Source organism: Pseudomonas sp. UBA2684 (assembly GCA_002354655.1).
Lineage (GTDB): Bacteria > Pseudomonadota > Gammaproteobacteria > Pseudomonadales > Pseudomonadaceae > Aquipseudomonas.
In genome coordinates, this window is sequence record DELY01000044.1 from 55,032 (window position 1) to 76,884 (window position 21,853).

At 62.0% G+C, this 21,853-nt stretch carries 23 protein-coding genes; 13 read left to right on the plus strand and 10 right to left on the minus strand.

The window, feature by feature from the left end:
- Positions 1-231: 231 nt before the first annotated feature.
- Entirely contained in the window at positions 232-1,131 is a 900-nt protein-coding gene (locus B3M58_RS14760; protein ID WP_296220206.1) for a DMT family transporter, read from the minus strand.
- Positions 1,132-1,270: 139 nt separating this feature from the next.
- Entirely contained in the window at positions 1,271-2,482 is a 1,212-nt protein-coding gene (locus B3M58_RS14765; protein WP_296220586.1) for an aromatic ring-hydroxylating oxygenase subunit alpha, read from the minus strand.
- 241 nt (positions 2,483-2,723) lie between these two features.
- Here B3M58_RS14765 and B3M58_RS14770 point away from each other — a divergent pair, with 241 nt between their 5' ends.
- From B3M58_RS14770 to tal, 8 genes are all read left to right on the plus strand, one after another.
- Positions 2,724-3,674, plus strand: coding sequence for a LysR substrate-binding domain-containing protein (locus B3M58_RS14770; protein WP_296220208.1), 951 nt, complete (start codon positions 2,724-2,726; stop codon positions 3,672-3,674).
- Between the two features lie 264 nt (positions 3,675-3,938).
- Positions 3,939-4,829: a dihydrodipicolinate synthase family protein gene (locus B3M58_RS14775; protein ID WP_296220209.1), complete on the plus strand. Its 891-nt coding sequence runs from the start codon at positions 3,939-3,941 to the stop codon at positions 4,827-4,829.
- Between the two features lie 20 nt (positions 4,830-4,849).
- Positions 4,850-6,178: an NAD(P)/FAD-dependent oxidoreductase gene (locus B3M58_RS14780; protein ID WP_296220210.1), complete on the plus strand. Its 1,329-nt coding sequence runs from the start codon at positions 4,850-4,852 to the stop codon at positions 6,176-6,178.
- A 28-nt stretch (positions 6,179-6,206) separates the two neighbouring features.
- Positions 6,207-7,709, plus strand: coding sequence for an aldehyde dehydrogenase (locus B3M58_RS14785; protein WP_296220211.1), 1,503 nt, complete (start codon positions 6,207-6,209; stop codon positions 7,707-7,709).
- A gap of 337 nt (positions 7,710-8,046) precedes the next feature.
- Positions 8,047-8,988 (plus strand): LysR family transcriptional regulator, encoded by a 942-nt coding sequence (locus B3M58_RS14790; protein WP_296220212.1) that lies wholly within the window; start codon positions 8,047-8,049, stop codon positions 8,986-8,988.
- Between the two features lie 89 nt (positions 8,989-9,077).
- On the plus strand, positions 9,078-10,268 hold the full coding sequence (locus B3M58_RS14795) for an MFS transporter (protein ID WP_296220214.1): 1,191 nt from the start codon (positions 9,078-9,080) through the stop codon (positions 10,266-10,268).
- A 280-nt stretch (positions 10,269-10,548) separates the two neighbouring features.
- On the plus strand, positions 10,549-11,550 hold the full coding sequence (dusA, locus tag B3M58_RS14800; RefSeq protein ID WP_296220216.1) for a tRNA dihydrouridine(20/20a) synthase DusA: 1,002 nt from the start codon (positions 10,549-10,551) through the stop codon (positions 11,548-11,550).
- A 73-nt stretch (positions 11,551-11,623) separates the two neighbouring features.
- Positions 11,624-12,550 carry a transaldolase gene (gene tal, locus B3M58_RS14805; protein WP_296220217.1) on the plus strand — a complete coding sequence of 309 codons (927 nt, stop codon included), beginning with the start codon at positions 11,624-11,626 and terminating at the stop codon, positions 12,548-12,550.
- Between the two features lie 60 nt (positions 12,551-12,610).
- Here tal and rssC read toward each other — a convergent pair whose 3' ends face one another.
- Together rssC and rssB are read right to left on the minus strand one after the other, a co-directional pair.
- Positions 12,611-13,093 carry an anti-sigma factor antagonist RssC gene (gene rssC / locus B3M58_RS14810; protein ID WP_296220588.1) on the minus strand — a complete coding sequence of 161 codons (483 nt, stop codon included), beginning with the start codon at positions 13,091-13,093 and terminating at the stop codon, positions 12,611-12,613.
- Positions 13,094-13,101: 8 nt separating this feature from the next.
- A complete protein-coding gene (gene rssB, locus B3M58_RS14815; protein ID WP_296220218.1) occupies positions 13,102-14,286 on the minus strand; it encodes a two-component system response regulator RssB in 1,185 nt (394 codons plus the stop codon).
- Between the two features lie 214 nt (positions 14,287-14,500).
- On the opposite strand from rssB, the gene B3M58_RS14820 reads away from it, so the two are divergent.
- A complete protein-coding gene (locus tag B3M58_RS14820; protein WP_296220219.1) occupies positions 14,501-14,800 on the plus strand; it encodes a PilZ domain-containing protein in 300 nt (99 codons plus the stop codon).
- A gap of 65 nt (positions 14,801-14,865) precedes the next feature.
- On the opposite strand, the gene B3M58_RS14825 is transcribed toward B3M58_RS14820, so the two are convergent.
- Positions 14,866-15,567, minus strand: coding sequence for an MlaA family lipoprotein (locus B3M58_RS14825; RefSeq protein WP_296220220.1), 702 nt, complete (start codon positions 15,565-15,567; stop codon positions 14,866-14,868).
- A 106-nt stretch (positions 15,568-15,673) separates the two neighbouring features.
- On the opposite strand from B3M58_RS14825, the gene B3M58_RS14830 reads away from it, so the two are divergent.
- From B3M58_RS14830 to B3M58_RS14840, 3 genes are all read left to right on the plus strand, one after another.
- Positions 15,674-16,081 carry an acyl-CoA thioesterase gene (locus B3M58_RS14830; protein WP_296220221.1) on the plus strand — a complete coding sequence of 136 codons (408 nt, stop codon included), beginning with the start codon at positions 15,674-15,676 and terminating at the stop codon, positions 16,079-16,081.
- 99 nt (positions 16,082-16,180) lie between these two features.
- Positions 16,181-16,900 (plus strand): HAD family phosphatase, encoded by a 720-nt coding sequence (locus tag B3M58_RS14835; RefSeq protein WP_296220223.1) that lies wholly within the window; start codon positions 16,181-16,183, stop codon positions 16,898-16,900.
- A 199-nt stretch (positions 16,901-17,099) separates the two neighbouring features.
- Positions 17,100-17,366: a DUF4404 family protein gene (locus B3M58_RS14840; RefSeq protein WP_296220224.1), complete on the plus strand. Its 267-nt coding sequence runs from the start codon at positions 17,100-17,102 to the stop codon at positions 17,364-17,366.
- A 204-nt stretch (positions 17,367-17,570) separates the two neighbouring features.
- Here the strand turns inward: B3M58_RS14840 and queF are convergent, their stop codons facing one another.
- The 4 genes from queF to B3M58_RS14860 all read right to left on the minus strand — a co-directional run bounded on the left by queF (position 17,571) and on the right by B3M58_RS14860 (position 20,067).
- On the minus strand, positions 17,571-18,401 hold the full coding sequence (gene queF, locus B3M58_RS14845) for an NADPH-dependent 7-cyano-7-deazaguanine reductase QueF (RefSeq protein WP_296220226.1): 831 nt from the start codon (positions 18,399-18,401) through the stop codon (positions 17,571-17,573).
- Between the two features lie 53 nt (positions 18,402-18,454).
- Positions 18,455-19,153 (minus strand): orotidine-5'-phosphate decarboxylase, encoded by a 699-nt coding sequence (pyrF, locus tag B3M58_RS14850; protein ID WP_296220227.1) that lies wholly within the window; start codon positions 19,151-19,153, stop codon positions 18,455-18,457.
- A 125-nt stretch (positions 19,154-19,278) separates the two neighbouring features.
- On the minus strand, positions 19,279-19,749 hold the full coding sequence (locus B3M58_RS14855; protein WP_296220229.1) for a DUF3291 domain-containing protein: 471 nt from the start codon (positions 19,747-19,749) through the stop codon (positions 19,279-19,281).
- A gap of 81 nt (positions 19,750-19,830) precedes the next feature.
- Entirely contained in the window at positions 19,831-20,067 is a 237-nt protein-coding gene (locus B3M58_RS14860) for a DUF1127 domain-containing protein (protein WP_296220230.1), read from the minus strand.
- Between the two features lie 94 nt (positions 20,068-20,161).
- Between B3M58_RS14860 and B3M58_RS14865 the strand changes: the two genes are divergently transcribed.
- Entirely contained in the window at positions 20,162-21,016 is an 855-nt protein-coding gene (locus B3M58_RS14865; protein ID WP_296220231.1) for a LysR substrate-binding domain-containing protein, read from the plus strand.
- On the opposite strand, the gene B3M58_RS14870 is transcribed toward B3M58_RS14865, so the two are convergent.
- Positions 21,006-21,761, minus strand: coding sequence for a sulfite exporter TauE/SafE family protein (locus B3M58_RS14870; RefSeq protein ID WP_296220590.1), 756 nt, complete (start codon positions 21,759-21,761; stop codon positions 21,006-21,008). The two genes, B3M58_RS14865 and B3M58_RS14870, sit on opposite strands and share 11 nt — an antisense overlap.
- Positions 21,762-21,853: the final 92 nt, after the last annotated feature.

The window sequence follows — 21,853 nt, forward strand, 5'->3', positions numbered from 1 at the left end:
CCTTTACAAGACGAAGCGCAGCAGGGCCAGCAGCAGAAATACCGTGCTGAGCATGACAGCCGAGGGAGCGCTATCGGCCCAGACCGATCCACAAGCGCCCTCTCTCCGCTGCCAAACCAAATGCTCAAAGCCTTATTGCGTATGGCGCTGTACGACCCATGAGGCCTGGGTCGGATAGTGATCCTCTGAGCCACCTGACACGCCTCCCTCCCCAACCTGACGACAGGGCCACTAGGCCTCATCGCTCGCTTCCAGCTTAACTAGCATCGGTTCCACCGCTGCCACTGTTACCGCCGGCTGCCCGCGGCTCTGCTGCGCCAGAATGATCGCAGCGGCCACCACTAGCAAACCACCGCCCAACATGCCGCCACTAATCGGCTCGCCGATCAGTAGCACGGCGATGGTCACTGCCACCGCCGGTTCCAGAGTCGACAGGGTCGCCGCCGAGGACGCCCCTATATGCGGCGAGCCGGCCAGAAATGCCGCAACCGGCAGGATGGTGGCGAACAACGCCAAGCCCAGTGTCGAGCACCAGGCCGGGCCACCGGAGGGCAATTGCGCGCCCCAATAGAGCGCGGCCACGGCAAAGGTCAGGGCACAGCCCAGCAAGACGATGGCCGCGGAGGCCAGCGGCTGCACATGACGGATGCGATGGGTGCCATAGATGATCGAAGCGCCGTAGCTTAAGGCGGCAAACAGCGCCCAGAGCACGCCGCCGATCTCGCCACGAAAGCTCAAGCCGGTGGCCAATAGCACGCCCGCCAGTGCCAGCACCAGACTGAGCAACTTCAAGGCACTGGTGCGCTCGCCCAAATAGACGATCGACAAGACTGTGACGAAAGCAGGGAAGGAAAACATCAGGATCACCGCCAGGCTCACCGAGATCGAGTGACTGGCGCTGTAGTAGCCCAGCGAAGCCAGGCCATAGCCAACCCCCAGGAGCAGGTTCTGCCTGGTCAATTTCCAACTGGGCAAAGCGATCCCGCGCAGGCGCAGGAACAGCAGCAGGATTGACGCGGCGATCAGAAAACGCACCAGCAGCAACCCCACCGGGTCGGCGCCGCCGGCATAGGCATACTGGGCGAACAACGGTTGCAGGCCATAGGCAACAGCCGATAGCGATACAAGCAAGAGACCTCTGGTATAGCCGCTATTCGGTACAAGGGAGGCTGCACTGTGCATGATTCAAACACCCGCTGTCAGGACGCAAAAAACCCACATGACCAGCAGCGGTCATGTGGGCACTTCTTGGGCTATCGAAAAAACTCAGCTAGTCGGCGAGCTTGCGCGCCATGGTTGCGCAGTACCAATCATCGAACTGGCAGACACCGTTCTCGGCGATGTCCGAATAGGGTCCCGGCTGATAGGCCGGCGAGTTGACCCCGGCCTGAGTGCCCTCGACCAGACGACGGTCCTGGTCGTTGGTGGCCAGCCATACCCGGGTCAGGGTTTCCAGGTCATAGTCGAGGCCTTCCTGGGCATCCTTGGGCACCAGCCACTTGGTGGTCACCAGGGTTTCATTCGGCCCCTGCGGCAGCACGCGGAAACTCAGGGCGTGGTCGCCAAGGAAGTGGTTCCAGGTCGAGGGGTAGTTGAAGTAGAGCAACGCGCCGATGTTCTCCTCGCCACTCTTGTCCAGGCGCCGCGCCACTGCTGGCTTGCCGTTCATGGTGTAGCTGACGGCACCGGCCGACAACGGGATGCGGGTCATGCGGAACTGCCCAGCCTCGTCCATCACCAGGCGACTGGGCAAGCCGGCGGCCTCGCAGCGATCCCAGTGGGCCACCAGCTCGGGGTCTTCGGCGCCACCGACGCCGGCCACCGAGAGGTTCTCGACGTAGGAATTGAGCAGCTCCGGGTGGGTGCCGTCGCAGTGGTAACACTCGCGATTGTTCTCGAACACCAGCTTCCAGTTGCCCTTCTCCAGCAGGTTGGACTCAAAGGCCACCTTGCAGTCGTCGAGGTTGTGCGGGGCAATGAAGGGCGATACGGCGGCGCGGAACGCCTCGAAGTCCGGAGCCTGCTCCGCCACGCAGACATAGATATAGCTGTTGACCACCTGGCAGTGAGCCGGCTTGAGGCCGTGCTCGGCCTTGTTGAAGTCCGCGCTCATGTTGCCGGCGAATAGCAACTTGCCGTCCAGTTCGAAAGTCCACTTATGGTAGGGGCAGACCAGCTTGGCGACCTTGCCGCTGGCCTCGCCGCAGACCTTGGAGCCGCGATGACGGCAGGCGTTGTGCAGAGCGCGAACCTGACCGTCGGCGCCGCGCACGATGACTACCGGGTAGTCGCCGATCTGCAGGGTCAGGTACTGGCCCGGCTTTTCCAGCTCGAAGGTGTGCCCGGCGAAAATCCACTCTTTGTGCCAAATCTGCTGGAGATCCTGGCGATACACCTCGGCATCGCCATAGAGCGCACTGGGCAGCGCATGCCGCGGCTTGCGTTGCTGGATAAGGCCGGCCACCGCTGCTTTGTTGTCCACGGGCATATGCACTCCAATACTTAATTCTGTTAATTACGCAGGTATTGTTCAAACTGCGGCGCTATTGGCGAACCCCGTACGGTTCGCCGCAGGCGCGGGGCTATTGCTCGGTGATGCTTTCGGCTACTCTCCGAGCCAAACATCAGCACCTCGAAGTGCTATCACCAGCGAACAAAAGTCTAGTGCGCGGCTATAGTCGACAGAACCGACTTTTTATTCAGGATATTGAATACCTGTTGTTATGGTTATACATACCGAACCCGATCAGTCGCTGATCAAAATGCCGTCGTTGCGCGCGGTCAAATCCTTCGTGGCGGCGGCCAAATACCAGAACTTCACCCGCGCCGCTGAAGCCTTGTGCGTGACCCAGGCGGCCATCAGCCGGCAGATTCGCGAGCTGGAAAGCTATCTCGGCGCCGAGTTGTTCACCCGTGCCGGGCGCGCTGTGGAACTGACCGCAGCCGGCTCGATTTTCTACGATGCGGTGCAGTTGTCCTTCGTCAACATCGCCCAAGCCGCCGAACGCATCCGCAGCCATAACGCCGGCAAGCGAGTCCTGACGCTGTGCTGCTCGCCTGCGTTTTCCGCACTGTGGCTGGCGCACCGCCTACCAAGCTTCTTCAGTGCCAATCCGGATATCGACCTCAACCTGATCACCACGCAGAACTTCCTGTCGATGGAACCGGGCGTGCGCCCCGACATCTTCATCACCAAGATGGCCAAGGTGCGCGAGGGCTACCGCAGTACGCCGCTGTTCCATGACGTCATCTACCCGGTCTGTACGCCGCGCTACCTGCAACAGCACCCGGAGCTGAGCAGCCTCGAAGGCCTGCGCGACAGCGTGCTGCTCAACCTCAGCCCCTATGGCCGCTCCCAGGTCGCCGAGCACGTCGACTGGGGCGTCTGGCTGGCCTTCCACAATATCGATATCGAAGCCCGCGCCCATGACAGCCCGCACTTCTTCAACGCCAACGACTACAACATGCTGATCCAGATGGTCCTCAGTCATCAGGGCGTGGCGCTGGGCTGGCAGCATTTGGTCAGCCATCTGGTCGAGCAAGGGCTGCTGGTGCGGCCAGTCACCGAGAATGTGGTGCACCGCGAGAGCCTGCACTACCTGACATTCAGTGAGGACAAGGAAGAAGACGAAGCCTGCTGCCGGCTGCGCGATTGGCTGATGCAACAGTTTTGATTACCCAGCGTTATTGTTTTCCAGCATCTTTAGTTATGCATTCTTGAACGCCCGCTAATTACGCTGCGCGCATCTGCAACATTACTCACCAATAAACCTGCCAGCGGCAGGTTTTTTTATGCCTGCACACTTTTGGCGGCGCCAATCCATAACCATTGATTATTAATTAACGGCCCTAAATGTTTCTTGTTGCCCGGCAAAAATCACCCGTAACCTTTTATCGAAATCGACCACACATTCAACCTCTTACAATCAGGTGATCGCATGAACTTCGATGGCATTTGGACTCCCGTGGTAACGCCCTTCAACGCCGCTGGCGCGATTGACTTCGAGGCGCTGAGCACGGTCGTCGACACGCTGATCGGCCAAGGCGTCAATGGCCTGATCATTGGCGGCACCACCGGCGAGTATTACGCCCTGAGCAACGCCGAGCGTAAGCACCTGTTCGACGCGATTACCGAACAGGCCAAGGGCCGCATCACCCTGATGGCCGGGATCAACGCCACCAGCACCGAGGAAAGCCTGGACCTGGGTCAATACGCCAAGGCCGTCGGCTTCGACTGCATCCTGCTGGCAGCCCCCTACTACTGCCAGCCGACCCAGGACGAACTGCTCGCCCATGCCCTGTGCGTGGACGACGCCCTGAACCTGCCGATCATGCTCTACAACTTCCCCGCGCGTACCGGCACGCCGATGAGCTTCGAATTCATCGACGCACTCAAGGGCCGGCCGAATTTCCAGGCGATCAAAGAAAGCACCGGCTCGATCGAACGCATGCACACCCTGACCCAGGAATACGCCAACCAGTTGCAGACCAGCTGCGGCATGGACGACCAGGTGCTGGAGTTCTTCACCTGGGGCGCGCGTAGCTGGGTCTGTGGTGCCGCCAACTTCCTCGCCCCCGAGCACGTCGCCCTATACCAGGCCTGTGTGGTCGAGCAGGACATGCTCAAGGGCCGCCAGCTGGCGCAGCGCCTGCTGCCGATGCTCAACCTGCTGGAACAGGGCGGCAAGTTCTGCCAGTACATCAAGGCCGGTTGTGAGCTGGCCGGCATGCCGGTAGGCCCGACCCGTCGCCCGCTGCTGCCGCTGAGCGCGGCCGAACTGGCGACCTTCAAGCAGACCTATGAGCAACTGATCGCCCATCGCGGCTAACAGGCCCGGAGGCAGCTTCCATGCAACTGCAATGCAACTTCCTGCCCCAGGACGACGGTCGCTGCGGTTGGTACGAAACCCTGCCGCCCGCGCCACCGAGCACGCCGCTGCGCGGCAGCGTGCAGGCCGACTGGGTGGTGCTTGGCGCCGGCCTCGCCGGTCTGGCCGCTGCCCGCCGCCTGGCCGAGCTGCAGCCGGACGCCGCGGTCGTGCTGATCGATGCCAAGCGCGTCGGTTTCGGTGCCGCCGGGCGCAACTCCGGTTTCATGGTCGACCTGCCCCATGACCTGACCTCGCACAGCTACACCAGTAACCACGAGGCTGATCACAAGATCATCCGCCTCAGCCGCGACGCGATCGACTACACCCGTGAGATCGTTCAGCGCCATGCCATCGAGTGCGACTGGCGCGAGCAGGGCAAGCTGCATGGCGCCGCCAATGCCCGTGGGGTTCACGCGCTGGAGTCGTTCGCCAAGGGCCTGTCCTCGCTCGGCGAGCCCTATCGTCTGCTCAGCGCCCAGGAGATGAAAACGGTCACCGGCAGCGACTTCTACCAGGCCGGCCTGCACGCGCCCGGTTGCGTACTGGTGCAGCCGGCAGCGCTGACCCGCGGCCTGGGTCGTACCCTGCCGGAGAACGTGCAGCTGTTCGAAGACAGCCCGGTGCTGAATATCGAAGTGGGCAAACCGCATACCCTGACCACCGCCCACGGCCGTGTGCAGGCGCCGCGCATGATCCTGGCGAACAACGCCTACGCCTCCAATTTCGGCCAGCTCGGCCTCAAGGGGCGCCTACTGCCGATCTACACCTACGCCAGCATGACCCGCCCGCTGACCACCGAGGAACTGGCGCGCCTGGGCGGTGAGGAAAGCTGGGGGCTGATCCCGGCCGACCCGCTAGGCTCCACCGTGCGCCGCCTGGCCAACGGGCGCATTTGCGTGCGCAACTCCTTCACCTACAACCCGGACGTGCACGCCTCGGCCAGCACCCTGCAACGGGTGCTCAAGACCCACCGCAAATCCTTCGAGCGGCGCTTCCCGATGCTGCCGCAGGTCGAATTCGAATACACCTGGGGCGGCGCCCTGTGCCTCTCGCGCAATGGCGGCTCGCAGTTCGGCGAGATCGCCCCCGGCGTATTCAGCGCCGTGTGCTGCAACGGCCTGGGCCTGACCCGCGGCACCATCTCCGGCAAGTTGATTGCCGAATACGCCTTAGGCATGGACAGCGACCTGCTGAGCATCATGCTCGAACAACCAAAACCCTGCCGCAATCCGCCGGAGCCCTTTCTGGGCATCGGTGTGCGCTCCTCCCTCGCCTGGAAAGAGTGGACCGCCGGCGTAGAGCTCTGAGATTGCCTCAACCTTCAGGAGAACCCCCATGACTGACGCCCTCACCCGCAGCGCCATCGACCAGCAACGCAAGCGCCTGGAATACCGCAATCAGGCCTTTATCAATGGCCGCTTCGTCGCCGCCCGCTCGGGCGCCACCTTCAGCACCCTCAACCCGGCCACCGGCCAGGTGCTGACCGAGGTAGCCGCCTGCGACGCCGAGGACATCGACGTCGCCGTGCAGGCCGCCCGCGCCGCCTTCGACGCTGGGGTCTGGTCGCGCCTGGCACCGGCCGAGCGCAAAGCGATCATGCTCGAGTTCGCCGCCCTGATCGACGCCCACCGTCTGGAACTGGCGGTGCTCGAATCGCTGGAGGCCGGCAAGCCGGTCGGCGAATGCTACGCCATCGACATCCCCGACACCGCCAACACCATCCGCTGGCACGCCGAGGCCGGCGACAAGCTGTACGACGCCCTATCGCCGTCCAGCCCGGGCAACATCGGCATGATCCGCCGCGAGCCCATCGGCGTGGTCGGCGCCGTGCTGCCGTGGAACTTCCCCTGCATGATGGCCGGCTGGAAGCTCGGCCCGGCGCTGATCACCGGCAACAGCGTGATCCTCAAGCCCGCCGAGCTGACTTCGCTGGCCACCCTGCGCCTGGCCGAACTGGCCTTCGAGGCCGGCATCCCGGCCGGCGTGCTCAACGTGGTGCCGGGCCTGGGCCACACCGCCGGCAAGGCCATCGGTCTGCACCCGGATATCGACATGGCGGCCTTCACCGGCTCCACCGAAGTCGGCCGGCTGTTCCTCGAATACTCGGCCAAGAGCAACCTCAAGCGCGTGGTACTCGAGTGCGGCGGCAAGAACCCGCAGGTGGTCATGGGCGATGCCGGCGACCTGGCGGCGGTGGCCGGCAATGTGCTCAGCGCAGCCTTCTGGAACATGGGGGAGAACTGCTCAGCCGGCTCGCGGCTGATTGTCCATCGCTCGATCAAGGACGCCCTGCTCAAGGAAATGCTCAGCCAGTTGGAAGGCTGGGCCACCGGCGACCCGCTGGACCCAAACGTGCGCCTCGGCGCGCTGATCGAACAGGCGCATATGGAAAAAGTCCTGAGCCATATCGAACAGGCCAAGGCCGAAGGCTGCAAGCTGGTCACCGGCGGCGTGCGCCTGCATGCTGAAAGCGGCGGCTATTTCGTCGCGCCGACCATCTTCGAGGCCAGCTCCAACGCCGCCTCGGTGGCCCAGGAAGAGATCTTCGGCCCGGTGCTGGCGGTGATCGCCTTCGACACCGAGGAACAAGCCATCGCCATCGCCAACGACACCTGCTACGGCCTGGCCGCCTCGCTGTGGACCGCCAACATCAATTGCGCCCACCGCATGGCCGCGGCCATTCGCGCCGGCACCGTGTCGGTCAACTGCTTCTCCGAGGGCGACATCTGCACCCCGTTCGGCGGCTACAAGCAGTCCGGCTTCGGCGGCCGCGACAAGTCGATCTATGCCCACGACCAGTACTGCGAGCTGAAGACCACCTGGATCCAACTGTCCTGAGTGCAACCCGGCCCGGCGAACAGCCGGGCCACAGCGCCATCACCCCTGAAGCACAGGGCAACCTTGAGCTGTCTCAGCAGCACATCTCGCAATGGCCATCCAAGCCACCGGTGAAAGCCTTCGCGAAACGGCTGATCTTTACGTCCGCTGTCGATCGACAGTCGAGTCGCTGATCCGCCGGCCATCCGCGCCAAGTAGGCGCTGACATAGAGCGGACGCCCCGGTAGAAATCCCTGGGCTACGAGCACCCGCAGAGGCTGTACCTGGCAGCGCTGATCAACGACCATTGGCTGCATGCCAGGCTTGCCCTGCCCCCACCGCTACCCAAGGCCGTACCGTGTTCTCTTCTGAACGTTTGAAAGGCATCGATGTGTTCGTTTGCGTCGCCGAACTCGGCAGCTTTGCTGCGGCGGCCGAGCGTCTGAGCCTCACCAGCTCTGCGGTGAGCAAAAGCATCGCGCGGCTGGAAACCCGGCTTGGCCTACGACTCTTCGAACGCACCACGCGCAGGCTTGCGCTGACAGATGCAGGCGCAGCCTTCTACAGAACCTGCACGCGGGTGCTCTGCGATCTGGAAGAGTCGGAGCTGGCACTGCATGCCGAGTTCTTTGAGCCTCGCGGGCGGATTCGCATCGACCTTCCGGCCTCCTACGGGCGCATGCACGTGCTGCCGGTGATTCTGCAACTGGTCAAGCAGCATCCACTGCTGATGCCGCATATCTCCTTTACCGATAGCTTTGTCGACCCGGCAGATCAGGGCATCGACATCCTGGTGCGGATCGGCGGCTCGGATATTTGGCCGGCTGCGTTAGGCCATCGCTACCTGGGCGCCGAGCGCCTGATCTACTGTGCCGCGCCCGAGTACCTGTCCCGACGTGGCACGCCGGCAAGCGAAGCGCAGCTTGAGCAGCACGACTGCGTGCTCTACGGCCATAGCGACGGCCAGGTCAGCCCCTGGTATCGGGAAGGTCCTCAGCCCGGCGACAAGAAACGACGACTCATGCCGGCGCGAATCGCAGTCGGCGATGGCGAGGGCGAAGTGCTGGCCGTCCTGGCGGGTTATGGCATTGCGCAACTGCCCACCTGGCTGGTGCAACGGCATCTGGATCGCGGAACGCTGGTCGAGGTGCTACCGCAGCTGGCCACCGACGGCCTGCCGATGAACCTGGTCTGGCTGAAGAAACGCGAGGCGCTGCCCAAGGTCAGCGCCTTGCTGGAAGCACTCGCAGCCTGCCTGTCCCCCGCAGGCCACACCTTGCCTGGGCAGCCAGATAAGTGAATCCAATTCAGTAATAATCAGAAAAATTTCCAGCAATAGGAAATAACAGAATCAATACCATGGCGCCTTTCTGACTGAAGAGCCGCGTCATGAGTGCTATCGAATCGCCCCGACCACTGATTTCCACTGCTGCTGGCTCCACGCTGAGCATCACCATCCTGGCTATCTCGGCCTTTCTGATCGTGACCACGGAGTTCCTGATTATCGGCCTGCTGCCGGCCTTGGCCCGTGACCTTGGCATTTCGATTGCCGCGGCCGGTCAGTTGGTCACGCTGTTCGCCTTCACCGTCATGCTCTTTGGCCCACCGCTTACCGCCGCCCTCGCCCACCTCGACAGGAAGAAGCTGTTCGTCTCGATCCTGCTGGTCTTCGCGCTGGCCAACGGCTTGGCGGCAATCTCGTCGAACATCTGGGTACTGGCCATCGCGCGCTTTATCCCGGCGCTGATGCTGCCGGTCTTCTGGGGCACCGCAAGTGAAACGGCAGCCCAACTGGCCGGCCCGGAGAAGGCGGGACAGGCGATTGCCAGGGTCTATCTGGGGATCTCCGCCGCACTGCTGCTGGGCATTCCCCTTGGCACGCTGGCAGCCAATGGTATCGGCTGGCGAGGGGCTTTCTGGCTGCTGGCGGGCCTATCACTGTTGATGGCCATTGCCATGTCGCTATACATGCCGACAGTCGCGCGTACCGCACGCGTCGATTTCCTCAAGCAAGCGCGCATCTTCAAAGAGCCGCTGTTCCTGGCTAACGTCGCACTGTCGATCATCATCTTCAGCGCCATGTTCGTTGCCTACACCTACCTGGCAGACATGCTGGAGCGCGTGGCTGGCGTGGCCCCGGCGCAAGTGGGTTGGTGGATGATGGGCTTCGGCGGCATAGGCCTGATTGGCAACTGGATTGGCGGCAAAGCAGTTGATCGCTCGCCACTCAAAGCCACGGCCTTGTTCGTGGTGCTGCTGGCGGCGGGAATGGCTGCCGTCACGCCCCTGGCTGGCGCCGGTCTGCTCGTCTGCATCGCTCTTGCGCTCTGGGGCATCGCCAACACAGCGCTCTATCCGATCTGCCAGGTACGGGTCATGAACTCGGTGAGCCATTCCCAGGCGCTTGCGGGAACGACCAACGTTTCTGCGGCCAATGCAGGGATCGGTATCGGGGCGATTGTCGGTGGTTTGACGATCCAGACAGCGGGCATCGCCAGCGTCGGCTATGTGGCGGCGGCCGTTGCAGGGCTTGCGCTGCTCGTGATCCCGCTGGTGAGTCGCTTGGCAGCACGCATGTGACGTCCCAATAAGCCGAAACGATCTGCAGTCAGCGAACGTCAGGCCCTTTTCAGGTTTAATACCACCAGTAGCCTTGATCTGCTCAAGCTGAACCTCCTTGTTCTTTATTGCGAGTGCCTTTGCGCACTTCTTTGTCGAGAACGGCTGACCATTTCGGCGAATCTGAGCGCGCCAAAAACCACGGGAAAGCTCAATAACGGAAGCCGCTTCGTGCACACTACGCTTGAAAAACGCAGCACTGAACATTTTTCAACCAACACACTTGATGATGAAAATTTATATGAATCAAGAATTTAAAGATTCATTAGCCCAGCAGGTGTCGCGGAAATTCAGCGTCGCGCCGATGATGGATTGGACTGATCGCCACTGCCGCTATTTCCTGCGCCAACTGTCGCGCCACGCCCTGCTTTACACCGAGATGGTCACCACCGGGGCGATATTGCACGGCGACAGTGCGCGTTTTCTGCGCCATAGCGCGGTGGAATACCCGCTGGCCCTGCAACTGGGCGGCAGCGTGCCGGCGGATCTGGCGGCCTGCGCCAAGCTGGCCGAAGCGGCGGGCTACAACGAGGTCAATCTGAATGTCGGCTGTCCCAGTGATCGGGTGCAGAACAATATGATCGGTGCCTGCCTGATGGCTCACCCGGCGCTGGTCGCCGATTGCGTGAAAGCCATGCAGGATGCGGTCGACATCCCGGTGACGGTCAAGCACCGTATCGGTATCAACGGCCGCGACAGCTATGCCGAGCTGTGCGATTTCGTCGGCACCGTACACGACGCCGGCTGCACCAGCTTTACCGTGCATGCGCGCATCGCCATTCTCGAAGGCCTCTCGCCCAAGGAAAACCGCGAAGTGCCGCCGCTGCGCTATGAGGTAGCCGCGCAGCTCAAGCAGGACTTCCCCGCGCTGGAAATCATCCTCAACGGCGGTATCAAAACCCTGGAAGACTGCCAGCAGCATCTGCAGATCTTCGATGGCGTGATGCTCGGCCGCGAGGCGTATCACAACCCTTACCTGCTGGCGGGTGTCGATCAACAGTTATTCGGCAGTACAGCGCCGATGCTCAGCCGCTTCGAGGCCATGCAGTCGATGCGCGGCTATATCGCGCAACACCTCGCCGAAGGCGGCAGCATGCACCACATCACCCGTCATATGCTCGGCCTCGGCCAGGGTTTCAATGGCGCGCGGCGCTTTCGCCAGCTGCTGTCGGTGGATATTCACAAGACGGCAGAGCCGTTGGCGCTGTTCGATCAGGCCGCGCACTTGCTGCAAAGCCGCTAGGCAAGCAGCCACCAGTTGAGCCGCACCAGCGGCTCGGGTAAGGTCGCGGCATGTGCAACGACAAGGCTGCGTCATGACCTCCAAGCTGGATCAACTCAAGCAGTTCACCACCGTAGTCGCCGACACCGGCGACCTTGATGCCATCACCCGCCTGAAGCCGGTCGATGCCACCACCAACCCTTCCCTGCTGCTCAAAGCTGCGGCCATGCCGCGCTACGGCGAGCTACTGCAAGATGCCGTGCGGGTCAGCCATGGTGACCTGGACTTGGCCTGCGATCGCTTCGGCGTGGCCGTCGGCCTGGAGATTCTCAAGGTGATTCCGGGGCGCATCTCCACCGAAGTGGACGCGCGCCTGTCGTTCGACACTCAGGCCACGTTGCGCCGCGCCGAGCGCCTGGTGGAACTGTACGACCAGGCTGGTATCGGCCGTGAGCGCGTGCTGATCAAGATCGCCTCGACCTGGGAAGGCATTCGCGCCGCCGAGCAACTGGAAAAAGCCGGCGTGCAGACCAACCTCACCCTGTTGTTCTCCTTCGCCCAGGCACAAGCCTGCGCCGATGCGGGCGCGTTTCTGATTTCGCCGTTCGTGGGGCGCATCTACGACTGGTACAAGAAGGCCGAGGGCCGTGATTTTGTCGGGGCGGACGATCCGGGCGTGCAATCGGTAACGCGCATCTACAACTACTACAAAGCCAACGGCCACCAGACCGTGGTCATGGGTGCCAGTTTCCGCAACATCGGCCAGATCGAGCAGTTGGCCGGCTGCGATCGCCTGACCATCAGCCCGGAACTGCTGCAACAACTGGCCGACGATCAGGCTCCCCTGCCGCGCAAGCTCAACGCCGAAACGCTGGGCCAGGCGCAGCACACGCTCAGCGAAAGCCAGTTCCGCTGGGCGATGAACGAAGACGCCATGGCCACCGAAAAGCTGGCCGAAGGCATTCGTCAGTTCGCCCGTGACCAGGAAAAGCTCGAGCGGCTACTGGCCAATAACGCCTGAATGCAAAACGGGGCGCCGATTGTCATCGAGCGCCCCGTGGCATCTGCTCAGGTTTAGCGATTAGTGGTGTTCGAGTGCGCTGACCAGATCATGAAAGGCTTCGCGATTGGACTCGTTCAAGCCCATGAGAATACGGTGAGCTTCCAGTACTTTGGAGCGCACCACCTCTTCCGACTGATCTTGCGAAGGCAGGTCGGCAAGCGAGTCCGGGCAAGGTATCGGCCGATCGACGATATTGAACACCTGATCGAAACCCATCGACTGCAACAGCCGAGTGATGTCCGGGTGGGTGGTGACGACGGTCGGCAGCAAACCAATCTTCTGCCGCGAGAGGATCGACAGCTTTGCCAGCAAACCCAGGGTGGTGCTGTCGATACTACGGGTTTCCGTCAAATCGATGACGATAGCGGAAAAATTCAGCGCGGTGAAAATCTTTTCAATCGTGGCATCCAGCGCGGAACACAAGGTCAGGCGCACTTCGCCGACAAACTTCAGAACGAAGGTCCCGTCCTGCTCGGCAAATTGGATTCTACCGGGGCTCATCCCAGGATTCATGCAAGGTTCCTGCTTAACACCAGCAAGGCGATATCATCCGGCATATCGGCAAGATTGGCCAGCCCCAAGACGTGGCGCAAACCATCCAGGGTTCCGCCTGCCGAGCTGACCAACAGGGGCAGCCCAAGCTCTTTTTCCTGCAAGGTATCGCCGGGCAGCAGATCGAGAATGCCGTCGGAGAGCAAGGTCAGGCTGAACGACTGCGGCAACGTCATCACGTGATCGGTGTATTCGGCTTCATTGAACAGCCCAACGGGTAAACCGCGACCATCCAGATAGCGCGCCTGACCTTCGCTGTAGAGCACCGGCAACGGCAGATGGCCACCGATGCTGTAAGTCAGCTCACCGCTCTGCTCATCGATCACCCCACCCAGCATGGTCACGTGCTTACCCAGCTTGCAGTTGATCAACCCACGGTTGATATGGCCCAGCACTTCCGACGGCTTGAACTCCGGCAGACTGCCATTGCGCCGCGACTCGTAGAGCAGACGCGTGGTCATAAACTTGAGCAGCACGGTGATGAACGCCGAAGAAGCACCATGCCCGGAGACATCCGCCAGATAGAACGCGATGCGCCGCTCATCGACCCGAAAGTAGTCGACAAAGTCTCCGGAGAGGTACAACGACGGAATGATCTGGTGGGCAAATTGCAAACCATCGATCTGCCAGGGCGTGACCGGCAGCATGTTCATTTGCACCTGGCGACCGGCATTCTGATCCTCCTGCAGCAGGTGCAGGCTGGCTTGCAGTTCGCGGTTGGCCGCCTCGAGCTTTTCCCGATACCGCTGATTTTCCAAACGTAGATACGCACGATCCAGCGCACGGCGCACCGAATGCTCGAGCACCGCGAGGTCTTCCAGGGGTTTGATCAGGTAATCGGCGGCGCCCAGGCGCAACGCTTCGACCGCATCGCTCATCACGCCAGCACCAGACACCACGATGATTGGCGTGTCTACCTCCAGCGCATTGATCCGCCGAATCAGCTCCAGTCCATCGACCTGCGGCATGCGCAAATCGCAGATCACCAGATCAGGCTGCTCGCGTTCGAACACTTGCAGACCTTGCAGACCATTACTGGCCTGCAGGACAGTGAAACCACTGTCTTCCAAGTAGGCCGCGAGGCTCGCGCGCACCACTTCGTCGTCATCGATAATCAGCAACGTGGCACTGGTTTTTTGCATGAGGTATCCAGGCAAACTGCGCCGGGGATGGTTGGCGTAAGCGCCAGGCCAACGACCTGCGCGCAGCTACTCGATTCGCATTAAGGCGCAGACGGTACTCCCATCCACACCTTGATTCAAGCGTACGCCGATCGTCGCTGCGCGACTTTACACCTGAAATCGGCGAAGGTTATAAGAGCCGCAGGAAAGCCCCTATAACAAGAGGATAGCGCCCATGAGCCAGAGCGATCACGCTTACAGTGAAAAACGCGATTACATCCGTATGCGCCTGGAAGCGCCCGTTACCCTGCAGCATGCCGGCCGGGATATCGCGGCGCTGTGCCTCGACCTCTCCAGCACCGGCATGCAGCTTGAAGCCGAGTGTGCGTTGAGCATGGGCGACAAGGTCAAGGTGCACATCGCCTCTGAGCATAACGCGCTGCAAGGATTGGACGCAGAAGCCGAGGTGGTGCGCGTCACCGACCTGGACAACGGTCGCCAGGCCTTGGGGCTCGCCATTATCTCGATGACCTGAAGCGCACCGAGCTTAAAACGGAAAAAGGCGGCCCACAGGCCGCCTTTTTCAGTTGCCGGCCGGGCTTAGAAGTCGTCTTCGACCTCGCCGTCCTGCACCTTGAATTCGCGATTCTGTAAGTAAGCATTACGAATGAAGATGTACTTGTCGCCACTGATCAGCTTTTCCGCCGACAACAGGTTGGCGCGGGCATCGACCACATTCACACCGCGGGTGACGTTGCGCGTCGGCACATGCTCCATGTAGGCATAGGGTTGCAGGAAGGAATCCGGCACCTTGCCGACGGTATCGCGCACCGTGCTCGGCCCAAGCAGCGGCAGCACCACATAAGGACCACTGCCCAGCCCCCAGGCGCCCATGGTTTGACCGAAGTCTTCATCGTTTTTTTGTAGGCCCATACGCTGCGCCACATCGAAGAAACCGAGTACACCGAAGGTGGTGTTGAAGATCACCCGACTGGTGTCCACACCAGCATCGTGCAGCTTGCCCTGCAGCAGGTTGTTGGCCAAGTTGCCGACATCACCGAGGTTGCCGAAGATATTGTGTACGCCATCCTCAAGAAACTGCGGAGTAACAGCCTGGTAGCCTTGCGCGACAGGCTTGAGTGCGTAGGTATCGAGGGTATCGTTAAAGCGGAAGATCGCCCGATTGAAGCCCTCCCAAGGATCTTCTTCAGCGGCTTGCGCCACCACTGGCAGCAACGCCAGGCTGACACAGGCAAACAATCGGCCCAGACGCACAATCCAGTTCGCACCGATTACACGCATTGCAGTCTCTCCTTGAGAAAAGTAGTGTGGCGGCCCGCGGCTGCCAGTGAGGCCGCGCAGTATAAGGCCTGAAGCGTCTTAAAAGGCAGCATAGCGGACGAACGAGATGCAGGAAAAACGGTTACTCCATATTGCTCATATCGCCGTGCGCTGGGGCGACATGGACAGCTACGGCCACGTCAATAACGCCCTCTATATGCAGTACCTGGAGGAGGCGCGAGTCGCGTGGTTCGAGCGTCAGGGCATCGCCATGAACAACGTGCCGCAAGGCCCGGTGATTCTGCAAACCCTGCACACCTATTTGAAACCGGTGGTGCACCCGGCCACGGTGCAAGTCGAATTGTTTGCCGGCGTCGTGGGCCGCAGCAGTCTGGTTATCGAACACCGCCTGTCGACCCTGCAAGAACCCGCCGTCACCTGTGGCGAAGGCTATTGCAAGCTGGTCTGGATCGACCACGCCAGCGAGCGCTCCGTGGCCTTGCCGGACAACCTGCGCGCCCTGCTGAGCAGCTGACCTCAGCTGCTGCGCACCGCCCAGCGGCGTCACACGGCGTTCATCGCCCCGTCATGTTCGGTCGTTAACGTGGCCTGGAGCATTCCAAGGACGATCGTCATGCACACGCCCCCTGCCTTTAGTGCCTTGCTGTTCGGCCTGTCTGGCTGCCTGGTGGACTTTGGCGCACGTACGCTGCCCGTAGCCCTGCAACGCCTGTACCCACAGCGTGCTATCGCGCCAAGTGTCGCCGCGCACACAGCCTTACTGCACCTGCTCGAGCGCGAGCCGCAGGCCGCTGAACGGCAGGCGCTCGATCAGGCGCTCAGCGAAGCCGCCAGCGAGCATGCCGAAGCCACCCCCGGCGCCCTGAGCGTGCTGGACGAACTGCGCCGGCAAAACATCCCCTGCGCCTGGCTCGACGAGTTGCCGCGCGATGCCAGCGTCTGCCTGGCCACGCCACTGCCCACCTGGTTGCCAACACCGACGCACACCCCAGCACGGCCCTGGCCCGCACCGGATGCCTGCTGGCAAGCGCTGATCGATTTACAGGTGGCGCAACTCGACGGCTGCGTACTGGTCAGCGGTGAACCACGCTTGTTGCAAGCAGGCTTGAATGCCGGGCTGTGGACCATTGGCCTGGCGGCCTGCGGCCCCTTGTGCGGCCAAGCTCCGGCGGATTGGCAGGCCCTCGGCACGCGTGAACGCGATCAGTTACGCGGCCAGGCGACCTTGAGCCTGTATGGCCTCGGCGTGCATTCGGTAATCGATCAACTGACCGAACTCGGGCCCTGCCTGGCCGATCTTGCGATGCGCCGGCAAAAAGGCGAAAAGCCATGACGTTCGACCGCGAGCAGTTCGGCGCACCACCCCACGAGCGCTTCGCCGGTCGTAACGACCAGCGTTGTGCCGAGGCCCAATTCCAAGCGTGATCCAGAGCAGGCAAAGCAGCGCCGCTTGGATTACCCTTGAGGCATGCAAGGACCTTTCGCCGCCGCGCAAGGTCAATGCTTTTGCCTATCAGAAAAGGGAGAACTTTATGCCTGCAAGCCGTCTGCAGCAGCAACTGGAAGACCTGCGCGATCAATTGGCCCAGGACCCGCCGCTCAGTGAAGAAGAACGGGCATCGCTGTATATCCTCACCCAGGAAATCGAACTGCAACTGGCCCTGCAAGCCGCCGCTGCGCCCGACGCCACCTTGATCGATGGCGTTAACCTGGCCGTCGAACGTTTCGAGGTCAGCCACCCGACCCTGGCCGGCACCTTGCGCAACATTGTGCAGAGCCTGGCCAACATGGGCATCTGAACCCCCGCGCCGCGCTAGCAAAACGGCTCTTGCTGAGGCGGTCCAGCGCCTCATGCGGCTTCCCGGAGCTGCGTGCGCTGGCTGGAAGAAAGGGCCTTGGCCGCGAGCTCTTCGGGCTGCGCTGAGTGGGTTATCTGAACAGCTCGCAGTCAAGACCGCTGCCACAGCACCAACAAAAACCCCAGCCGCGGCTGGGGTTTTTCGTTATTGCCGCACCAGGCGCCGATTGTCCGGCTGGATCGCTTCGCTGCTGCGGTACGGGTTGATGTCCAAACCGCCGCGGCGCACATAGCGGGCATACACCGTCAGAAACTGCGGCTTGAGCACGCGCTGCACATCGAGAAAAATCCGCTCGACGCACTGCTCGTGAAAATCCGCGTGTTGGCGAAAACTCACCAGATAGGCCAACAGGCTGGCAGGGGCCAGCGCCGCCCCGCGGTACTGCACCACCACACTGCCCCAATCGGGCTGGCCGGTGACCGGGCAATTGGATTTCAGCAAGTGGCTATGCAGGCTTTCCTCAACGATCCGCCGCGTATCGCAGCGCAGCAGTTCCGGCTGCGGCTGGGTATAGCTGCTGATGCTCACATCGGCATCGTCGATGCACGTCCCAGGCAGTGTCGCCACGCCCTCGCCCGCCACCTCGGCCAGGCTGCGCACACGCACGCCGACCGCCTTGCCGGCGGCGGCCGACAAATCCTGCTGCAACACCGCGAGCAATTCGTCCGTCTCGGCGAACACCGTCTGGTTGAGCGAGTTGAGATACAGCTTGAACGACTTCGACTCGATGATGTTCGGTGAGTCCGCCGGGATGGCGAACTCGCCGATGGCCACCACAGGCTTGCCCGACGGCAGTAACCAGGACAATTCGAAGCAGTTCCAGAAATCCACGCCCTGGTACGGCAGGGTTTGCGCCGTCAGGCCCAATTCAGCCCATTTCGGCGCACGCGGGATGGGGAACAGCAGCGACGGCGTGTAGGTGGCGATGTATTCGCTGGATTTCCCCAGGGGCGAATCTTCGGCGGCGGGATGCATGGCTAGAACCTGACTAAGCGAAACGGGAATGATGTGGGCTAAAGGTGCGGCGCTCAGGCCAGCTCGGCCACGACCGCGGCCAAAGCCTGCGCCGGGTTGACGGCTTGGCTGATCGGCCGGCCGATTACCAGGTAATCGGAGCCGGCATCCAGCGCCTGACGCGGCGTGAGTATGCGCCGCTGGTCATCTTGCGCGCTGCCGGCCGGGCGAATCCCCGGCGTCACCAGTTGCAGCGACGGGTAGGCGGCTTTCAGCGCCTGGGCTTCCTGAGCAGAGCAGACCAGACCGTCCATACCGGCTTTGTCGGCCAGGCCGGCCAGGCGCAGCACCTGCTCCTGCGGCTCGATGTCCAGGCCGATGCCGGCCAGGTCTTCACGCGCCATGCTGGTCAGCACGGTCACCCCGATCAACAACGGCTTGGGACCGTTGAATTTGTCCAGGGTTTCGCGGCAGGCCGCCATCATGCGCAGGCCGCCCGAACAGTGCACGTTGACCATCCACACGCCCATCTCGGCCGCGGCCTTGACCGCCATCGCGGTGGTGTTGGGGATGTCATGGAATTTCAGGTCGAGGAACACCTCGAAGCCTTTATCGCGCAATGTGGCGACAATGTCCGAAGCGCAGCTGGTAAACAGCTCCTTGCCGACCTTGACCCGGCACAACTTGGGGTCGAGCTGATCGGCCAGCGCCAGGGCGGCATCACGGGTCGGGAAGTCCAAGGCAACGATGATCGGGGTCTGGCAGGCGGACATGGGGCGGCTCTCGGGCAAGTCAAATTCGGCGCGCATTGTAGCGGATGCGCCGCACGCTTGCCGCTCCGGTGATCCGTTCGCCGCACCCGAAGTTCAAGCCAACCCGCAGCAACCGCTGGCAGCGGCTACTCGACAAGCAGGGCCGCGAGCGTATCCGGCGCAGGAAACGCCTGCCGAAAACTGAACGCCTGTGCACTGGCGCCCTGTTCACGCAACAGCGCCAGACGCTCAGCTGCCTCCTCGACACAGGGACGATGCCCGGCCGGCACCCACCACAACACCATATGCGCGGCACTGACCTTGCTGAACCATTCCTGACGGCGCTTGAGCATCTCGGTATGCGCGGATTTGTACACGTAATCACTGAGCGCCTGTACATCGCGCCATACGGACAGATTCACCAGCACATCGTCGCCAAACGGGCGAAGCGCCGTGGCGTCGCCCGCTTCGTCCTGCAAACGCCAGACATAACCCGGCGACGCTTCAGCCAGAACATTGATCCGCTCCAGGTTGGCGACAAAATCGGCCATGCTCGGCGACTCCAGCGGCTCCTTCATGCTGGCGATATTCAACTGCGCGAGTTGGTAGGTGGACATCGATACGCTCCTTTCAAGTCATTCCCTAATTAACGATTGCCCTCACCCAGCGTCATCGCATCGACGCGCATGGCCGGCGATTCAACGCGCCAGCGGATCATCCCAAAATGAACGCTCGCTCTCCTGAATCACCTCGCCACGGCTCAGCCCAAGATCCTTCAAAGCCGCATCATCGAGCTTGGCCAAGCGCCGGCGCTGCTCGGACAACTGCCACCAGCGGTAAAGCTGCCGGCCAACTGCACGCAGTATTTCAAGCGGCCGCCGGCCTTGTAAACGCCCGGCACTGGCTAACGCATAACCCTTTTGACCTTTCATCATGTTGCCCTCCTGTTGGGGTTGGCGACAGTCTCGCGCTAGACTTATGATCAATCCAACGAATGTTTCTTATGCACTACATCTCGGAGATTGATGAATGGCCAACTACCCGAGCATCGACAGCGAGCTGCTGCGCACCTTCGTGGCAATCGCCGATCACGGCGGTTTTACCCGTGCAGCCGAGGTGGTCAGCCGCACGCAGTCGGCGGTGAGCATGCAGATGAAGCGCCTGGAAGAAGATGTAGTGCGGCGCCCGCTGTTCCAACGCGACGGCCGCCAGGTCAGCCTGACCGCCGAGGGCCAGGTGCTACTTGGTTACGCGCGGCGCATCCTCAAGCTGCATGGCGAAGTGATGAACACCATGCGCGAACCGCACATGGTCGGCTCGGTACGCATCGGCACCCCGGATGATTATGTGATGCGCTTTATGCCGGGGATTCTCTCGCGCTTCGCCCAAGCCTATCCGCTGGTGCAAGTGGAGTTGCACTGCGAGCCGTCGTTTCAGCTGCTGCAACGCCAGGATCTTGACCTGACCATCGTCACCCGCGAGCCGGGCACCGAGATCGGCCAGTTGCTGCGTCAAGAGCGCATCGTCTGGGCCGAAGCTCAGGGTTTCTACCCGCATGAACAGGAGCCGCTGCCGCTGGCCATGTTCAATGCCCAGTGTTTCTGCCGCTCCTGGGCCTGCAATGCGCTGGATGCCATGGAGCGCGAATACCGTATCGCCTACACCAGCCCGAGCCTGTCGGCGATCATGGCGGTGGTCGGCGCCGGCCTGGCGATCACCGCGCAATTGCAAAGCCTGATCCCGGCGGACATGCGCATCATCGGCGAGGCCGAAGGCCTACCGGCCATGCCCTCGGCCAGCATCGTGCTGCTGCGCAATGCGCTCAATCAGTCGCCGGTGACGGAGACCCTGGCCGAACATATTGTCGAGGGCTTCAGACTTTAAGCCCAAGCAGCACCGCGCAGAGCAGCAGGAACCCGGCGAACAGCGCGCGCAGCAAGCGCTCCGGCAAGGCGTGGGCGAGCTTCACACCCCAACTGATGCTGAGCAACCCACCCATCGCCAGGGGAATCGCCAACGCCCAGTCGACGTGGCCGTGCAGCGCATAAGTCGCCAAGGTCACACCGGTACTGGGCGCCGCCAGGGCCAACGACAAACCCTGAGCGACCACTTGAGTGGTGCCGAACACACTGGTCAATACCGGCGTGGCCAACACCGCACCACCGACGCCGAATAAACCGCCGAGCAAACCCGCGCCGCTACCCAGCACCGCCAACCAGGGCCAGGGATGCCGCAGCTCAGTGCTGCCAGCCGCCGCGCGCCAATAAACCCGTGAAAAGTTATAAAGCGCCAAGGCCAGCAGAAAGCCGACGAAGGCCATGCGCATACGTTCGGCATCCAGGGTCACCGCCCAACTCGACCCCATCAACGCGAACAGGAAGCTGCTGAGCGCCAGGGTTAGGGCGTGGCGTAGCTCGATACGGTTGCGCTGGTGGTAGCGCCACAACGCCAGCAACACGTTGGGCACCACCATCACCAAGGCCGTGCCTTGCGCCAGTTGCTGATCCAGACCGAACAAGACGCCCAGCGCGGGAATCGCAATCAGGCCGCCGCCGATACCGAACAGCCCACCGATGGTTCCCAGCAACACACCGAGGATGAGGTTCAGCGCAAAATCGATCAGGTCCATCAGCGACTCCAGTTGGATGCTGCGCATGCTAGTGCGTCACCACTGGCACGGAAACGCACAGCAACGCACAATGGCTGTGCATATAACGCATA

Excerpts from the sequence above, each read along its gene's own strand:
- B3M58_RS14770 (WP_296220208.1), top strand. The coding sequence starts at position 2,724 with ATGGTTATACATACCGAACCCGATCAGTCGCTGATCAAAATGCCGTCG.
- B3M58_RS14775 (WP_296220209.1), top strand. The coding sequence starts at position 3,939 with ATGAACTTCGATGGCATTTGGACTCCCGTGGTAACGCCCTTCAACGCC.
- B3M58_RS14780 (WP_296220210.1), top strand. The coding sequence starts at position 4,850 with ATGCAACTGCAATGCAACTTCCTGCCCCAGGACGACGGTCGCTGCGGT.
- B3M58_RS14785 (WP_296220211.1), top strand. The coding sequence starts at position 6,207 with ATGACTGACGCCCTCACCCGCAGCGCCATCGACCAGCAACGCAAGCGC.
- B3M58_RS14795 (WP_296220214.1), top strand. The coding sequence starts at position 9,078 with ATGAGTGCTATCGAATCGCCCCGACCACTGATTTCCACTGCTGCTGGC.
- dusA (WP_296220216.1), top strand. The coding sequence starts at position 10,549 with ATGAATCAAGAATTTAAAGATTCATTAGCCCAGCAGGTGTCGCGGAAA.
- tal (WP_296220217.1), top strand. The coding sequence starts at position 11,624 with ATGACCTCCAAGCTGGATCAACTCAAGCAGTTCACCACCGTAGTCGCC.
- rssC (WP_296220588.1), bottom strand. The coding sequence starts at position 13,093 with ATGAGCCCCGGTAGAATCCAATTTGCCGAGCAGGACGGGACCTTCGTT.
- rssB (WP_296220218.1), bottom strand. The coding sequence starts at position 14,286 with ATGCAAAAAACCAGTGCCACGTTGCTGATTATCGATGACGACGAAGTG.
- B3M58_RS14820 (WP_296220219.1), top strand. The coding sequence starts at position 14,501 with ATGAGCCAGAGCGATCACGCTTACAGTGAAAAACGCGATTACATCCGT.
- B3M58_RS14825 (WP_296220220.1), bottom strand. The coding sequence starts at position 15,567 with ATGCGTGTAATCGGTGCGAACTGGATTGTGCGTCTGGGCCGATTGTTT.
- B3M58_RS14830 (WP_296220221.1), top strand. The coding sequence starts at position 15,674 with ATGCAGGAAAAACGGTTACTCCATATTGCTCATATCGCCGTGCGCTGG.
- B3M58_RS14835 (WP_296220223.1), top strand. The coding sequence starts at position 16,181 with ATGCACACGCCCCCTGCCTTTAGTGCCTTGCTGTTCGGCCTGTCTGGC.
- B3M58_RS14840 (WP_296220224.1), top strand. The coding sequence starts at position 17,100 with ATGCCTGCAAGCCGTCTGCAGCAGCAACTGGAAGACCTGCGCGATCAA.
- queF (WP_296220226.1), bottom strand. The coding sequence starts at position 18,401 with ATGCATCCCGCCGCCGAAGATTCGCCCCTGGGGAAATCCAGCGAATAC.
- pyrF (WP_296220227.1), bottom strand. The coding sequence starts at position 19,153 with ATGTCCGCCTGCCAGACCCCGATCATCGTTGCCTTGGACTTCCCGACC.
- B3M58_RS14855 (WP_296220229.1), bottom strand. The coding sequence starts at position 19,749 with ATGTCCACCTACCAACTCGCGCAGTTGAATATCGCCAGCATGAAGGAG.
- B3M58_RS14860 (WP_296220230.1), bottom strand. The coding sequence starts at position 20,067 with ATGATGAAAGGTCAAAAGGGTTATGCGTTAGCCAGTGCCGGGCGTTTA.
- B3M58_RS14865 (WP_296220231.1), top strand. The coding sequence starts at position 20,162 with ATGGCCAACTACCCGAGCATCGACAGCGAGCTGCTGCGCACCTTCGTG.
- B3M58_RS14870 (WP_296220590.1), bottom strand. The coding sequence starts at position 21,761 with ATGGACCTGATCGATTTTGCGCTGAACCTCATCCTCGGTGTGTTGCTG.